Consider the following 14789-nt stretch of genomic DNA (forward strand, 5'->3'; position numbering starts at 1 on the left):
TGTCCTGACCGGAGGCACCGATCAGGCAGCCGGTCCCCGGTTAAGCCGCCAGGCGGCTTCCAGCGCCTCAACGGGTCCCGGGGTCGCTTCGCCCCATTCACCGGTCTGGTCAGGAGCGTGCGTTATGGCACGCCATGTGTCGGAGGAAGCGCCACGTTCGATTGAAATGGCCCAGTCAGCGGGAATGCGGGACAGGACGCGGGCGAGGCGCTGCTCGGATGTTGCCGGTCTGGCATAATTGTGTCCCATCGGGATTTTCTCCGTCGCTGCGATGCTGATCGACGGAACAATACCAGACTCTGGCCGGGCGGGGACAAGCAGTTCTGTTGCACAACTGAGAGTTGATTGTGAAGCTTTCTTTGTTTTCTGTCTGATTCACTGAATGGCGTGTGTAAGTGGGATTCCGGGTGTGTTTAGTTCCGGCATTTGATGGTGCGTTATCCCGTAAGAAATGGGGAGATGCGCTATGGGACAGATTTTGCACAGGAACACCCGTACGACAGGGAGGGCATCGAGTGATACACCATAGCCAGGAGAGCCAGAGGGGGGACAAAAAGCGGACTCAGGCTCATGCAGGCGATGCCCGCCAGAAAACTCCCTCACGCTCTCTTCGTTCAATCGATCGGCACCGGACGCCCGGAAGATACGCAACAGATGAGTCCTGCTGTCCGCAGATTACGCTCAGCAGGCAGGTGGAGGAGGGAAAATACGGCTAGCCGGTCTTTGTCGTCAGGACAAAGAAAAAGCCGCCCCGGAGGGCGGCTTCTTTCACATCAGAACTGTGATTTCAAAGCGTTAGATAGCTTTGAGACTTACAGCAGATGCCTTACCATTCCGGCCAGCTTCAAGCTCATAAGAGACTTTCTGACCTTCGGTAAGCGTATGCATGCCAGCGCGCTCAAGTTCAGAAATATGAACGAACGCATCCTGATCGCCGTTATCGGGCTGAATGAAACCAAAACCCTTGGTAGGGTTGAACCATTTTACGGTGCCTGTCGTCATAACGAGGCTCCTTCTTTACAACAGCGGTCGCGTACAAAACACACACGAAATCATAACTTTTAAAGAGAAAAACTGACGCAACATGCGTCGACGACTCATATAAAAGCATCCACTTTTGACATAAATGCACTGAATGAAAGGGGAATGCAAGAAAAAACAAACCCCATACAGCAAGCTAAATGATAACGCAGAATCGGGAGTTTCGGTGGCAGGCTGCATATCGGGTCGCTGCCCTTCTCCGCTCGCCGATCTTCAGGAATGTGGAGCCGGACGGAATAGCTCTGAGCGCGCTTCAGCAAATTGCTTGTATGATGTAACGCACAGCCACAGCACTAATGACGCTAAATTTCATTAATCTGCTGTTTTCATTGGATTTATGAGCCTGTGGCGGAGAGAGTGGGATTCGAACCCACGGTACGCTATTAACGCACACACGCTTTCCAAGCGTGCGCCTTAAGCCGCTCGGCCATCTCTCCGACGCTGGGAAGCGTTCATACCAGTATCCGCCGGAGACTCAAGAGGAAAACCGCATCACGCTCCGACAGTCCCTCGGGCGGCTGCGACGAAGCGCACGATAGCCTCAGGATCTTTGATCCCGGGCGCACTTTCAACGCCCGATGCGACGTCGACAGCTGCCGCGCCGCTTTCAGCGATTGCATGCGCCACATTCTCCGGACGCAGCCCTCCGGCCAGCAGCCAGGGAACGGGTGCTTTCCACTCTCGCGTCAGCCCCCAGGGGAAAGCGATGCCGTTACCACCCGGACGGCCGGAGGTCTGTGGCGGGCGTGACTCAACAATCAGCCGATCGACATCGGTGGTTACTGGTAAATCAGTTTCGGAGGAGACAGGGCAGGACAACCAGACTTTACATTCGAAGGTGGCTCTGATCTCGCGTGCCCGTTCTGCCGAGGTGTAGAGTTGCAGCACATCAAGTGAAGTGACGGACAAGACGTCTGCAATGTCTGCGTCAGAGGGCTCGACAAATAACCCCACGCATCCCGGTCCGGCCGGTGCCTTGTCGAACAGACTGGCCAGCTGTGCGGCACGCGCTGGCGTCACATATCTTGGCGACCGCGCAAAAAAGTTGAAACCGATCCAGTCAACGCGCTGATCCAGGCAGGTTTCCAGCCCCACTTCCTCGGTGAGACCGCAAATTTTGACCTGGACTGACATACTATTTATCCCGCGAGCTCGGCTGCGATTGCCGCTGCCGCTGCCTGCGGATCGGACGCTTCGGTGATGGGTCGCCCGACGACGATCCAGTCTGCTCCGGCCTCGCGTGCTTCTCCTGGGGTCATCACTCGCTTCTGGTCACCGGCTGCAGCACCACGGGGCCGGATACCGGGTGTGATCAGCACCGGCGCGTCGCCAAACTCCGCCCGCAAAGCGGCCAGTTCGTGCGCTGAGCAGATGAGGCCATTCGCGCCGTTGCGCAGTGCCAGTTCCGCCAGCCTCAGGACCTGCGTTCTCACGCCGTCCTGCACGCCGGTTTCCGCCAGCCCTGCATCATCAAGACTGGTCAGCACCGTGACTGCCAGCAGAAGGGGCCTGCGTTCAGCGGAAAAATTTTCATCACAGGCCTTACGGGCGGCGGTCACCATTGCGGCACCTCCGCTGGCATGGATGGTCAGCATTGCCGGACTGATCCGGCTCAGGCTGCCGATTGCCGCGCCGACTGTGTTGGGAATATCGTGAAGCTTGAGATCAAGGAAAAGCTCCCGACCGGCTGCAATATCTGAGACGGCCTCAAAGCCTGCGGCATAGGCGAATTCCAGCCCCAGCTTAATCGCGGCGGCATGCGGCGACACAGCATTCGCCCAACGCATCGCTTGCTGCGGATCACGGGTATCGAGGGCGGCAATCAGGCGCGTCCGGCGATCAGACATGAACCAGTCCTTACAGCGGGGGAGGCGTCGTTGGCACAACGACGGGAGCCGCAGGTTCAGAGCGTGGCTGCATCCGCGATTGCGCGTCATGCGTGGCCAGCGTGGCTTCCAGGTCGCGGACGCGGGCCTCGGCGCGGCGCGCGCGGCGGCGTTGCCCGAGTTCGACGATCCAGACGGAAAACGCGCCAAGCAAAAACGAGACTGCGGCGACGAGGAGCGCAAGAACACCGATGGAGCAGGACCAGCCATAGGCCAGCAGCCACATTTGCGTAGGTTCCTGGTTGCTCGCAGCAAAGAAAACCAGTGCAAGAAGGAACGGGACGATGAGGATAAGCCGGATCATGTCAGGTTCGTAGCCCTACGACGAACCGAGGGCAAGAAAATGCACAGTCAGCTCTGCTTCTGTTTCTGGCGGAAACACGGCGGCCTGCGCCGGGACAGTCACACCCAAAGCAGTCCGACAGGGTGTCGTAACAGAGCATTCTGTCCGGTCGGGACAGCTGGCATGACACATGAGGCATCTGAGTTGATGGCAACAATTCTTCCATTTGATCTTTCCGACGGGCGAGGCAATTCTGTCAGGTCAGAACAGGGGATCGCCATTATCGGACGCACAGGAGAGTACGTCGCGAATATTTATCCGGCATGAGAGACCATGCTGACAGGCTGTGCCTGGCGATGTGAGAAGGTGAAGGCCCGTGAACAGTTCCTGCCTCTGTCTGGTGAGGCAGCGCCCGTTTGTCACGTCACACCGTCCCGGATGACCGGAAAACCGGAGGCCAGCGCGTGCGCCTGGTCTGGTGCAGGCTTGCTTCATGTGATGGAAAGAGTTTCGCTGATACACTCGTCGGCGTAGTGCGGATTTGCTAGGGGTTCGCGCAGAGCAGGTATTGAACGGAAAGACTTTTTGAGCATGGTCGATGTGAAAACGATGGAAACGGTAACAGGCGCCGCCGCGCATTCCGGCGGAACAGGGGCAGACTCTCTCTCCGGAACCGGACAACAGCCGGCCAGACCCACCGTTATCATGGGAGCGCAATATGTACGTTCCGTCACATTCCGGGTGGTGGATTCGGTCATGCTTCACACCCGGCCTCCCATGCGCCCCAACACGTCACTGACACTTGACGTCAACGCCCGGCAGGTTGGCGAAAATCAGCCGGACTTTGAGGTCGATCTCGGGATGCGGTGTCATGGCATGGCTGATGCTCCCGCTGATGGCGGCCAGCCGTCGACTCTGTTTGAGGCCGATATTATCTACTCGGGCCTGTTTACGCTCAGAAATGTGACGGCTGAGGCTTTTGAGCCCCTGTTGCTGGTTGAAGCGCCCCGCATGATCTTCCCTGCCGCGCGAAACTATCTCGCCGATCTCACCCGTGAGGCGGGCTTCCTGCCAGTCATTCTGCAGCAATTCGATTTCGAGGCGCTCTGGCTGTCACGGCGAACCCAGAAAAACGGCGTCTGAACAGCATAGCAAACCCTGTCCGGGTTTGCTTTTTGCAATAATCACCCAGGTAGATAATAAGTCATTAATGAGAAATGGGAGCTAAAATGCTCTCGCGACATGGCGGTTCTCCGCGATGTCGCAACCATAGCGTCATTCCTGCGAGGGATGTACGCCAGATTATTGTGAGGTAGGGTGTCGTCGGAGTCAGTAAGAGGGCCATCCTGGGCGCAATTTGATGCCGAATGGTATCGCAGCCGGTATTCAGGTCAGTCTGAAGAGTTCGCAGGGGCGGACACAGACGCCCTTGAAACGCACTACATGACGGAAGGAAAGGCGCTCGGCTTTTCGCCCAACCGCTTCTTTGACGAAAAATGGTATCTTACCGCCAATCCGGACGTCGCTTCAGCAGTCAGGCACGGAGGATTTGCCTCGGGTTTCGATCATTACCGGCTGAATGGCCATAGTGATCGTTCGCCGCACTGGCTGTTTTCAGAAGCATACTATCTGTCGCGTTACCCGGATCTGACGCGCTCGACCCTTGATCGTCTGGGCCTGATCAACGGCTATGATCATTACCTGACTTACGGTGATCGTGAATTCCGGTCTGGCCATCTGTTCTTCGATCCCCGGCTTTTTTATTCCAACGCGCTTCTTACCCCCTCCGACACCGGCGACACGGACGCTGCCCGTCCGGCAACCGCCATTCCTGAGCTTGGCCCTTTCGCTACGTTTCTGGGTCAACCTGCGTTCGGCAGTACAGTACGCGTCACCTGGTATTTCGATCCGCAATGGTATCAGTCGACATATCCTGAAGTCATCATGGCGGTTCAGGATGGAGATTTCGAAAATGCACTCCACCATTTCCTGACCAGCATAACGCCGCAGGCTTTCTGTGCCCTGGAATGGTTCAGCGAAGACTATTACCTCGAACTGTATCCTGATATCGGAAACGCAATATCAGGAGGGCATGTCAGGTCGGCGTACGATCATTTTGTCCGTTATGGTGCGCTTGAACGGCGCAAACCCCATCCGGATATCGATCTGCTCGAATATTTTTTCACAGGCACAGTACGCGCCGATATTGAGAACGGTCTGGTCCGGGATGCTTTCGTTCACTGGCTTTCCCGGCGGCATATCCGTGCGCGGGACGCAGACGCCAGTCGCCCGGAACTGAAAAAATATGAAGGACTGGCGGCGCGAAAAGCGGAATCGCTCATTCCGCTTCTGGTCCGCCATCCTCTCAGTTTCACGTCGAAGGAAGCGCCTTCACTCAGCGTCGTCCTTTATGTTCACAACCGCCTGCCGCTAACGCTCTCGACGCTCGCTGCCCTGCGAACCACAGTGCGCGGATCAATTGAAGTCATCGTCGTTGACGCCGGATCACGAGACGATACCCGTTATCTGGAACAGTTTGCCGGTGGCGTTCATATTGTACGTCTTGCGCAAACGACAACACGGCCAGAGGCGCTGAAGGCTGCTCTGCCGTATATTACGACGGACACAGTTCTCTGGCTCGGCCAGGGTGTTCGTCTGGAACATGGCGCGATCACAGCGGCTCTCAGCCAGCTTTCAGCTCAGGCTTCCCGACGGTCAGGAAAGCCACGGGCCGGAATCGTAACCGGCAGAATATTGCGCGCCGACGACCGGATTCAGGAAGCCGGCACGATCATATGGCGCGACGGCTCACTGGGGCATTACATGGAAGGAGCAGCCCTTGAAGTCCCGGAAGCCTCTTTTCGGCGGCTTACAGCCTGCGGAACGGTTCCCTGCCTCCTGATCAGCCGTGCGCTGATAGAAACGCTCGACGGTTTCAGCCCTGAATTCGCATCTGAAGCCGGAGCTCTGGCAGATTTTTCGCTTCGGGCGGCGGAAAAAGGGTTCGCGACCCTTTACGAACCCGCGATGATCGCAACGCTTGATGTCCGCGATGCGGATGCGCCGTCTTACGACACTGCCGACATGCGCACGCTACGTCGTCGCCATGCCGCCGCCCTTCTCGATGCCGAGCCGCCCTCACCAACTCTTCTGATGCGGGCACGGACTGCCGGAAAGAAGACACGTCGCATTCTCTTTATTGAAGACCGGATTCCGACGCGACGTCTCGGATCGGGTTTTGTCCGGTCGAATGACATTGTGCGCACGATGGCCGCGCTGGGCCACGAGGTCACAGTCGCTCCGATCTATTCTTCAACTGCCCCCCTTCCGGCGATCTATGCGGACTTCCCGCCCGAAGTCGAACTCCTTCATGACCGTAATTATGAAGTTGAACTCGACAGGCTTCTCCAGGAGCGAAGCGGAGCCTATGACTGTGTCTGGATTGGTCGCACTCACAATCTCGGTCGTCTGCTGCCGATCCTGATGGGACATGCCTCCTGCCTGCCGACCGGTGGCATCGTGCTCGATACTGAAGCTGTGACGGCCCCACGCACGGCTTTGCGGGCAGAACTCCTCCATCTTCCGCAAACCGGAACAGTGAGTGAGGCGCTTGAGGAAGAACTCTCCTGTGCCTGGCTTTGTGAAACCATCGTTGCCGTCAATGCCGTCGATGCCGCAGTGCTGCGTGACGCCGGCTATGACAACGTGGCGGAGCTTGGTCATCTGTGTCCGGTCAGACCAACGCCGGCTACCTGGTCTGATCGACGGGATCTGCTCTTTCTCGGGGCCATTCATGAACCTGACTCTCCCAACCATGACAGCCTGATCTGGTTTATCCGTGAGGTTCTGCCGCTGCTGAAAGACCGACTGCCGGACGATGTCCGCTTTACGGTTGCAGGTTTCCTTGGTCCGGCTGTCGATCTCAGTGCTCTGGGCCGTGACCCGCGCGTTGAACTTATCGGTCCTGTTGCCGATACATCCGAACTCTACAAAACGCATCGCGTCTTTGTTGCGCCCACGCGTTTTGCCGGAGGCATTCCGTTCAAGGTGCATGAAGCCGCGTCTTACGGTCTGCCTGTGGTGGCATCCGACCTGCTCTGCCGGCAACTCGGATGGCGGGATGGTCTGGAAATCGTTTCGGGCGGAACGAATGATCCGCAGCGTTTTGCCGCCCGTCTTGCCGACCTGTATTCCGATGAAGAACTCTGGACTGCGGTGCGGGCCGGATCTCTTCAGGTTCTTGCTGATGAGAACAGCGAGAAATCCTATATGGCGCGTCTCAGTCAGATTCTGCAGAATGTTTTTGCAAATTCTGATCGTTCGTCCCGGTAAAAGCGTTCTTCCGGACCATCCGGTTCCTGCTGCGCGCTGAAAATCCGTGTTTTGTAAAGGCACTCCTCTCGTTCAGTGCTGATGCCCCGACGGCATCTCTTCATCCATGCTACCATCAGAGGAACTGCCACCCATTCCACCGCCAATGCCGTCGTCACCGGCGCCGCCATTGCCTTTTCCGCCCCCGTCTTTTTCATTCCTGTCGCGGCTGCCTCCGCCGGAACTGGCCGGTCGTGCCGGACCTTGTCCGGGAAGCAGGAGATTAGACGGTACGGGATCAAGACTCAGCGCAGTTCGGACGAAATTCCGCAGTGCGACGACCAGTTCATTCGTATGAACCAGTTGTCCTCCAGCCAGTTCACCAGCCGCGCGCGCCGCAAGCCGGACATGTTCTTCGGTGCCGAGCAGAATGACATCCGATAACGCCGACTCCACCGCATCCCTGATACGTCGCGCGCGGTCAGACCCGCCTGTAAGATCCAGTGACACCCGCTCTCCGGCTTCGCTATTGCGCTGCTTAAGATCGCGCAAATGAGTGGGATCCACACTCAGATTACCGGTAAAAGATCCGCCCAGCGTCTTATAAGCTGCGATCAGCACCCGGAGCCGCTCATTGATCTGGCGGTTGAGCCGGTCCCGCCGTTGCTGAATTGTCAGCATCATCACCAGACGGACCCCGACGCCGATCAGCGTGAACAGCGCCAGCCCGATAACTGTTGCAAGTACGTTATGCCATGAACTGAAATCGATATTGTGCAATCTGGCCTCCCTGCGACACTGGCAGAACATCAGTAACGCAATATGGCAGAGAGGCTGACACACAGGAAGAAAAGCCCTGGTTCGGGCAGAGCCCGGGCTCTCTTCATCACGGCCAGTCTTTATGCAGGCGGGTATGAGTTAAACCGCTTTGACGTGGAAGAATAAAGCGGGATCTCTGCTCCGAACCACAGCAAAAGGATCTGAGACCCTCTTTCAGGTGCAGGCGTATGTGGACCCGGGAATATTTGCTTTAGATTAACTCGCCGTATCGACCAGCAATACCACCGTATTCTCTGTGGCCAGCACCGTGATGCTACTCTTTCCGGTCACGGCGACAGCATCTCCCGCCGCAAGCATGGCGTCTCCAACCGAGGCTCCCCCCGACACCACAGTCAGATATAATGCGCGTCCCGGGGTCGTGTCGTAGCGCGCACCTTCTCTGGCCAGGATATGCGCATCCAGAAGTCTTGACCGAGACCGGATCGTCACAGGAGATCCGTCCGTAATCTCTGCCAGTTCTTCCGGGTCATCCTCGGGAAATCCGGAAGCCAGAATCCGGAAACTACCTTTCTCGAGCGCAGGAAACTCCGAACGCACTTCCTGCGATGGTTCACCGCCGCCGTCATCAGGAAGAAGCCAGAACTGCAGAAAAAATGCCTCGCCTGTGCCGGCAACCCATTCGAGACGGGAGACGCCATCGCCCGTACTCACGGCATGCAGGCCACCTGCTGAAAGCGTATCACCCGGAAACCCCGCAACAGAGGTCGACAGAGATCCGTCCCGCAGCCAGGTGAGAATCTCCATGCCGGATTCAGGGCCGACAGCGTATGTCATGCCTGCGGTGAGTGTGCCCGTATTGAGAACGCGCAGGCGTCCGCAGCAGCCATGCATCGGATCGACATAAGACCGGAACGGAAAATGGCAGCGCAGCGTCACGCCCTGATCCTGGACTTCGCCAAGTGAACTTTGCCGACGCACGGCGATCATCGCACGAGCCTCGTAGTGTGAACGGACGCCACCGGATAGCTCGTCTCCCAGCCGCCGCCGAGCGCCCGATAGAGATGTGTCACCGACCGGGAGACCTGAGTTGTCGCATCCACGAGCGCGCTCTGTGAGGACAACAACGCATTTTGCAGGGTCAGCACGTTCAGGAAGTCCGATGAGCCCTGCACGTATTGCATCTGCGCCATATCAACGGCGACCTGATTTTCATGCACAGCCTCAGCCAGATGGTCGCGTTCTGTTTGTGATGCGGAAAAATCCGCCAGTGCGTCGTCGATTTCCTGCCAGGCTTTCAGGACCGTGCGTTGCAGCATCACCGCCGCTTCCCGCTGCTGGGCCTTTCGCAGATGCAACTGTCCGGTCAGACGTCCTCCTTCAAAAAGCGGCAGCGTCGCTGTTGGGCCGAATCCGTATTGCCGGGAAGCCCAGGACCCCAGTCCGCTGAACTGCAGGGCCTGAATATCAAGGCTGCCCGACAGGGTCACACGCGGAAAGAAGTCGGCAATCGCCACACCGATACTCGCCGTCGCCGCATGAAGCTGTTCTTCAGCCATGCGGATATCCGGCCTGCGATCAGCCAGTTCCGATGGCAGGCCGGCCGGCACCGCGGCGGGAACGGGCGGGATTGCTCCGGTATGGCCGAGTTGCGCGGTCAGTGCTCCAGGTTCACGGGCGACAAGAAAACTCAGTGCGTTGATCAGGTGAATTTCCTGACTCTTCAGCGGTGGCATCCTCGCCTCAAACGTATGAAGCTGGCCGGTTGATTCCGCAACATCCAGACGTGTCGCGGCACCTTGCTGAAAACGCAGCGTCGTCAGTTCCACACTATGCTGCGTGATCCCGATGTTATGCTGAAGAATGCCGATCTGCGCCTGCACGCCACGAAGATCAATGTAATCCTGTGCCGTTTCCGCCATCAGCGAGACCATGACATCGCGGCGCATTTCTTCCGTGCCGTGCATCGCCGCTGTTGCGGCCTCAACCTGACGTCGCACGTGACCCCAGAAATCCACCTCCCAGGAGGCGCTCATTCCGTATTGAGGCAGATTGAAAGACGGATTGCCGACACTTCCCGGAAGGGCGGTCGGGCCGAAGCCCTGTGCTCCGTTTGCGATCGTTCCGGCACCAGCCTGTTCCATCGTGCCCAGCAGCCCCAGAATACCGTTCGTGCTCGCACGCTCCCGCGCATAGGACGCAGCCGCCTCCGCGTGCGGAAACCGCGCCGCGCTGGCGATACGCCGCTCGGCCACGCTTTCGGCCAGACGGTAAGCCGCGGCCCTCAGATCAAGATTGTTCGCTGCGACCTGCTTCTCCAGCGCCGTCAGAACCGGATCATCAAACAGTCGCCACCAGTCAGGATCGATCTTCGCACCGACAGGATGACTTTCGGCCGGTGCCATGGTCTCGCGCCAGGCCGCCGGCGCGTGCAGATCGGGTTTATGATAATCCGGCCCGACGGTGCATCCGGCCAGCACCGCCATTGCCAGAGACGGCAGCATCGCCCGGCGCCTCCGACCTCCACATCCCGCGCTCATGTCGTTACCGCCAGACATAGCGCGCATCGTTCGCATGAGGTCCGCCAGGCTGCGAGGCCGTGTCGATGCTCACTTCCACTGACAGACCGACGCGCACTTTCGAGGCGAGGGCCTGTCCCGGATCAAAGGTCAGTTTTACCGGAACACGCTGAACCACTTTGGTGAAATTTCCCGTTGCATTGTCCGGCTGGATCGGTGCGAAGGCGACGCCTGTCGCGGGCGCCAGGGAATCCACGTGCGCTTTCAGCGTATGGTTCGGAAACGTATCCACCTGGATTGTCGCTGTCTGTCCGGTCTGAACATGTGTCAGTTGCGTTTCCTGAAAGTTGGCGAGTACGTAAGCTCCCTGGATCGGGACGACGGCGAGAATTCCCGTGCCGGGGTGTACGTAAGCACCGACCCGCACGCCACGTTCGCCGACGACGCCGTCCACAGGTGCCGGGATAGTGCAGTAAGACAGGTTCAGGGCAGCCTGCTTCTCATCACCCTGTGCCCGCAGCAGCACGCCCCGGGCTCGCTGCAACTGTGCTTTCAGCACTGCGATCTGACCGACCGACGCATCGACTGCGGCCTGATCGCGCGCCACTGTCGCACCGGCTTCTTTCTGCTGTGATTCAGAAGACTGTTTCTGCTCTGTCGTTCCTGCGCCCCCCGAGGAAAGATTACGATAACGCAGAGCATTTTCGCGTGCGAACATCAGGGCCGCCTGATCGGACAACACGGTGGCTTTCGCACCGGAAATCAGCGAATCCTGCCGCGCCAGCCCGGCCTCAAGATTTGCAACGTCTCCCTGCGCTGCAAGAACATTGCCTTTCGCCACATCAAGCGCCGCACGATAGTCATCATCCTCGATATGGGCGAGCTCCTCTCCGGCGCGGACCTGTTCGTTGTCCTGCGCAATGACCCGGTCGATCCGTCCGGACACTTTCGGAGCGACTATGGTGAAATCCGCTGTCACGTAAGCATCGTTCGTGTACTGATCGACACCGTTACCCAGAACCAGACGGCTGCCGCTCCAGGCGGCCAGTGTAAGAACAACCGCGGCACAGCCGGAATAAAGAAGAGGTTTTCTGTAGATCATTATTTTGTCTTTTTCAGAATATCAGCGGACGGGCATGGCTGGTGAAGGAGCGCGGGGTGGAAAAACCCTTTTGGGCAGAACAAGATTCAGAACAGCGTATCCGAGGCAGACCCATATCAGCACGTAGTAGATGTCGTTCAGAGCCAGAACGAGCGCCTGCTCATGAACGTAAGTATGGAAAACCTGGAGAGAGTTTCGTGCCACATGTGCCGGATCGGGTGAGATTCCGGAGAGTTGCCCGGAAATGGGATCTCCGAGCCCCTGCAATGCCAGACCGTGTGTGCCGTGGTGATCCAGAAGCATCGTGGAATGATACTGCTCGCGTCGCCGCGTCAGTGCGGAGAACAGAGCGAAGGCCACCGCATTCGCAAGCCCTTTGAGCATGTTCACCATGCCGGAAATGAACGGCCCGTCTGCCGGCCCCATCGCCAGAGTGGCGAGCATCAGGGTCGGGATCACAGTCATGGGCTGTCCGAAAACCTGCAGGATCTGCAACGGATAGAAATTATCCCTGACCCAGTCCGGCGTCAGCCAGGTGCCGAGCCAGGCAGCGGCGGCCAGGCACAGCATCCCACCTGCCAGCACATAGCGGCAATCCACTTTTCGGCTGTTACAGATTGCCGCGATCAGCGGCAGCATGATGAGTTGTGGCAACGCCACGACAAGAGATATCGGTGCTGCCTGTATCGGGCGATATCCCCGTACACCCTCCAGATAGGTCGCCGGAATATCGCCCATCAGCGCGCAGATCGCCAGAATCCCGACCAGCGACAACAGCGAAGCCTGGATGTTGCGACTCTTCCAGTACTGAATCCGGAAATATGGACTGGGATGAAAGGCCTCGTTAATGGCAAAAACAATGAAGGCTGCACCGCCCCAGAATGTCAGATGCGTGATCACCGGTGAGCGGAACCAGTCCAGCCGGTCTCCCTGATAGAGCACGATCACCAGAGAACAGATTGCCGGAAGCCCGACCAGAATTCCCAGCCAGTTAAATTTCTTAAACCGCTCAGGATGCATGGGATCACGCGGCAGTCCGTACGCCATCATTGCGATCGAGGCGACTGCCAGCGGAATGATTTCCCAGTACAGCCAGTGCCAGCCCACATGCTCGAACCAGAACGCTTCCAGCGGGAGTCCGAGATTTGGTCCGAATGTGGCGCTCATCGCGTATCCGCCAATGCCGAAAACACGAATTTCCGGCGGCAGATATTTGAGCATGACTGTCATCAGAACCGGCGGCAGGCAGCCTGCGGTCAGTCCCTGAAAGCCTCGCAGAATGCACAGGGCTGTGACGTCGGACATAAAGGGGGCCGGGATTGCCAGCAACGCCATGGCTGCTGTCATGAAAATCGAGAAGCGATAAATCGAAAACGTCATGTAAAACCAGGGCGTGAACGCCATGGCCGCAATGTTGAATGCCTCATAAATTGCAATCAACCATGTTCCTTCGTCGTGCCCGATATGCATCGCGCCACGAATGTCGGAGAGCCCGATTTCGGTCACATGCTCATTGAAGCCTGCGATATGCACGGCCAGCAGCATCCCGAGACACCCGATGACCGTGCGGAGGCCAAAGGGAGGGATATAGGATGGCATGGGCGGAGACGCATGGATCACCGGCGCAGCCGGGGTCTGTGCGACTTCTGCCAGACCTGCGGCACCGGGTGCCACTACGGTCGAAGAAGGGAGGGCAGTCTGCATATCTCGTATGAGCATCGGAAACAGGAGCAGGAATACCCCCGTTTCCGGCAATCATCGATTCCACTTTTCGGATTGAAAAATCGTGGCACCTTCGTTCAGCGAAGTCTAAAAGTGGAATGATGCGTGGATATGATCTCGATCTGCTTCGTTATCTCCAGGTTCTGATTGAGGAGGAAAGCGTCTCAGCGTCCGCCCGACGCCTGAAGGTGAGCGAGCCCGCCATGAGCCGTCACCTTGCCAAGCTGCGGGCTGTCTTCAGAGATCCGATCCTCGTGCAGTCAGGTCGCAGGATGATGGCCTCTTCCTTTGCCCTCGGTATTATGGATCGGGTGCAGGAGGTCGTCCGCGCGGCTGACAGTCTCATCGAAACCCGGGCTCTCGCCAATCTGCGTAATCTGACGCCGACGTTCACCATCCGCGCCAATGATCTCATCGTTGCCGCCCTCGGCCTGCCGCTGCTTCGCGCGCTGAGGCAGGACTGTCCGCATTGCGAACTCGTGTTCGCCCCGGAAGTCGATGATCCTGCCAGCGATCCTCTGCGCCATGGCAGTATTGATCTCTATATTGGCGCCACGGATGCCATGAAGTCCGAGATCCGTCGCCAGACGATCTTCCGTGACACCATGTGTGCTCTGGTGAGAAAGGATCATCCGATCTTTTCTGCGGGCATCACGCCGGAAACCATGACCCGCTATGAGTATATCAGCGTATCGCGCCGGGGTCGGGCACAGGGCCCGATTGATGCTGCCCTGCGCGATCATCATGGTCTCACACGCCGCATCGCCATGGTCGTGCCGAATTACCACGCCATGATTGAAAGCATGAAGGACACGGACCTCATCCTGCCACTCCCTGGAATCGTGCTGGACCATATCTCCGTCAAAGCACTCGGCCTGGCGACTTTTGAATTCCCGCTTTCCCTGCCCTGCATTGAAGCCTTCCAGGCCTGGCATCCGAGACGCGACACCGACCCGGTCCACCGCTGGCTTCGCGAAACCCTGTTTCGGGTTTCACACACTGTATTTCGTAACTGCGGCGTGCCGTCATCCGGACTGTAAGAGCCTGAATCAGAAAGCGGTTTGATTGATTTTTCGCAGAACTCTGCGGATATGGGCAATCATCAACCATGCGCAGGATGACGAGATTGTTGTCTCGACATCCTTCGT

14 protein-coding genes, 1 tRNA gene and 1 pseudogene are annotated in these 14789 nt (G+C 58.0%); 4 read left to right on the plus strand and 12 right to left on the minus strand.

Annotated elements, in window-relative coordinates; genetic code table 11:
• Positions 1-21 precede the first annotated feature (21 nt).
• From GOB85_RS11585 to GOB85_RS11610, 6 genes are all read right to left on the minus strand, one after another.
• Entirely contained in the window at positions 22-249 is a 228-nt protein-coding gene (locus tag GOB85_RS11585) for a hypothetical protein (protein ID WP_173577636.1), read from the minus strand.
• Between the two features lie 546 nt (positions 250-795).
• Entirely contained in the window at positions 796-1002 is a 207-nt protein-coding gene (locus GOB85_RS11590; RefSeq protein WP_173577635.1) for a cold-shock protein, read from the minus strand.
• A 385-nt stretch (positions 1003-1387) separates the two neighbouring features.
• Positions 1388-1478: transfer RNA gene (locus GOB85_RS11595), tRNA-Ser, on the minus strand.
• 55 nt (positions 1479-1533) lie between these two features.
• Complete coding sequence (locus GOB85_RS11600) at positions 1534-2175, minus strand: phosphoribosylanthranilate isomerase (RefSeq protein ID WP_173577634.1); 642 nt, start codon at positions 2173-2175, stop codon at positions 1534-1536.
• Positions 2176-2180: 5 nt separating this feature from the next.
• A complete protein-coding gene (gene pyrF, locus GOB85_RS11605) occupies positions 2181-2888 on the minus strand; it encodes an orotidine-5'-phosphate decarboxylase (protein WP_173577633.1) in 708 nt (235 codons plus the stop codon).
• Positions 2889-2898: 10 nt separating this feature from the next.
• Positions 2899-3231, minus strand: a complete 333-nt coding sequence (locus tag GOB85_RS11610; protein WP_173577632.1) for a lipopolysaccharide assembly protein LapA domain-containing protein — start codon at positions 3229-3231, stop codon at positions 2899-2901.
• A gap of 162 nt (positions 3232-3393) precedes the next feature.
• Between GOB85_RS11610 and GOB85_RS11615 the strand changes: the two genes are divergently transcribed.
• From GOB85_RS11615 to GOB85_RS11625, 3 genes are all read left to right on the plus strand, one after another.
• On the plus strand, positions 3394-3537 hold the full coding sequence (locus tag GOB85_RS11615) for a hypothetical protein (protein ID WP_173577631.1): 144 nt from the start codon (positions 3394-3396) through the stop codon (positions 3535-3537).
• A gap of 264 nt (positions 3538-3801) precedes the next feature.
• Entirely contained in the window at positions 3802-4353 is a 552-nt protein-coding gene (locus tag GOB85_RS11620) for a protein-export chaperone SecB (protein WP_173577630.1), read from the plus strand.
• A gap of 300 nt (positions 4354-4653) precedes the next feature.
• Complete coding sequence (locus GOB85_RS11625; protein WP_242011465.1) at positions 4654-7542, plus strand: glycosyltransferase; 2889 nt, start codon at positions 4654-4656, stop codon at positions 7540-7542.
• A gap of 72 nt (positions 7543-7614) precedes the next feature.
• On the opposite strand, the gene GOB85_RS11630 is transcribed toward GOB85_RS11625, so the two are convergent.
• From GOB85_RS11630 to GOB85_RS11650, 5 genes are all read right to left on the minus strand, one after another.
• Entirely contained in the window at positions 7615-8301 is a 687-nt protein-coding gene (locus GOB85_RS11630; protein ID WP_242011466.1) for a hypothetical protein, read from the minus strand.
• A gap of 255 nt (positions 8302-8556) precedes the next feature.
• Positions 8557-9288 (minus strand): pirin family protein, encoded by a 732-nt coding sequence (locus GOB85_RS11635; protein ID WP_173577628.1) that lies wholly within the window; start codon positions 9286-9288, stop codon positions 8557-8559.
• A complete protein-coding gene (locus GOB85_RS11640) occupies positions 9285-10802 on the minus strand; it encodes an efflux transporter outer membrane subunit (protein ID WP_242011470.1) in 1518 nt (505 codons plus the stop codon). The genes GOB85_RS11635 and GOB85_RS11640 overlap by 4 nt, the downstream gene beginning before the upstream one ends.
• 40 nt (positions 10803-10842) lie before the next feature.
• A complete protein-coding gene (locus tag GOB85_RS11645; RefSeq protein ID WP_173577627.1) occupies positions 10843-11919 on the minus strand; it encodes an HlyD family secretion protein in 1077 nt (358 codons plus the stop codon).
• A gap of 21 nt (positions 11920-11940) precedes the next feature.
• Positions 11941-13518 carry an MFS transporter gene (locus tag GOB85_RS11650; RefSeq protein ID WP_173577663.1) on the minus strand — a complete coding sequence of 526 codons (1578 nt, stop codon included), beginning with the start codon at positions 13516-13518 and terminating at the stop codon, positions 11941-11943.
• A 224-nt stretch (positions 13519-13742) separates the two neighbouring features.
• On the opposite strand from GOB85_RS11650, the gene GOB85_RS11655 reads away from it, so the two are divergent.
• On the plus strand, positions 13743-14681 hold the full coding sequence (locus GOB85_RS11655) for a LysR family transcriptional regulator (RefSeq protein WP_173577662.1): 939 nt from the start codon (positions 13743-13745) through the stop codon (positions 14679-14681).
• A 9-nt stretch (positions 14682-14690) separates the two neighbouring features.
• Here the strand turns inward: GOB85_RS11655 and GOB85_RS11660 are convergent.
• Positions 14691-14789, minus strand: a pseudogene (locus tag GOB85_RS11660) (IS5/IS1182 family transposase); the annotation flags it as partial.

The sequence above is a fragment of the Acetobacter fallax genome, from assembly GCF_011516735.1.
Lineage (GTDB): Bacteria > Pseudomonadota > Alphaproteobacteria > Acetobacterales > Acetobacteraceae > Acetobacter > Acetobacter fallax.

Bases quoted from the DNA above. Each gene is read 5' to 3' on its own strand.
- GOB85_RS11585 (WP_173577636.1), bottom strand. From the start codon at position 249: ATGGGACACAATTATGCCAGACCGGCAACATCCGAGCAGCGCCTCGCC.
- GOB85_RS11590 (WP_173577635.1), bottom strand. From the start codon at position 1,002: ATGACGACAGGCACCGTAAAATGGTTCAACCCTACCAAGGGTTTTGGT.
- GOB85_RS11600 (WP_173577634.1), bottom strand. From the start codon at position 2,175: ATGTCAGTCCAGGTCAAAATTTGCGGTCTCACCGAGGAAGTGGGGCTG.
- pyrF (WP_173577633.1), bottom strand. From the start codon at position 2,888: ATGTCTGATCGCCGGACGCGCCTGATTGCCGCCCTCGATACCCGTGAT.
- GOB85_RS11610 (WP_173577632.1), bottom strand. From the start codon at position 3,231: ATGATCCGGCTTATCCTCATCGTCCCGTTCCTTCTTGCACTGGTTTTC.
- GOB85_RS11615 (WP_173577631.1), top strand. From the start codon at position 3,394: ATGACACATGAGGCATCTGAGTTGATGGCAACAATTCTTCCATTTGAT.
- GOB85_RS11620 (WP_173577630.1), top strand. From the start codon at position 3,802: ATGGTCGATGTGAAAACGATGGAAACGGTAACAGGCGCCGCCGCGCAT.
- GOB85_RS11625 (WP_242011465.1), top strand. From the start codon at position 4,654: ATGACGGAAGGAAAGGCGCTCGGCTTTTCGCCCAACCGCTTCTTTGAC.
- GOB85_RS11635 (WP_173577628.1), bottom strand. From the start codon at position 9,288: ATGATCGCCGTGCGTCGGCAAAGTTCACTTGGCGAAGTCCAGGATCAG.
- GOB85_RS11640 (WP_242011470.1), bottom strand. From the start codon at position 10,802: ATGCTGCCGTCTCTGGCAATGGCGGTGCTGGCCGGATGCACCGTCGGG.
- GOB85_RS11645 (WP_173577627.1), bottom strand. From the start codon at position 11,919: ATGATCTACAGAAAACCTCTTCTTTATTCCGGCTGTGCCGCGGTTGTT.
- GOB85_RS11650 (WP_173577663.1), bottom strand. From the start codon at position 13,518: ATGCCATCCTATATCCCTCCCTTTGGCCTCCGCACGGTCATCGGGTGT.
- GOB85_RS11655 (WP_173577662.1), top strand. From the start codon at position 13,743: ATGCGTGGATATGATCTCGATCTGCTTCGTTATCTCCAGGTTCTGATT.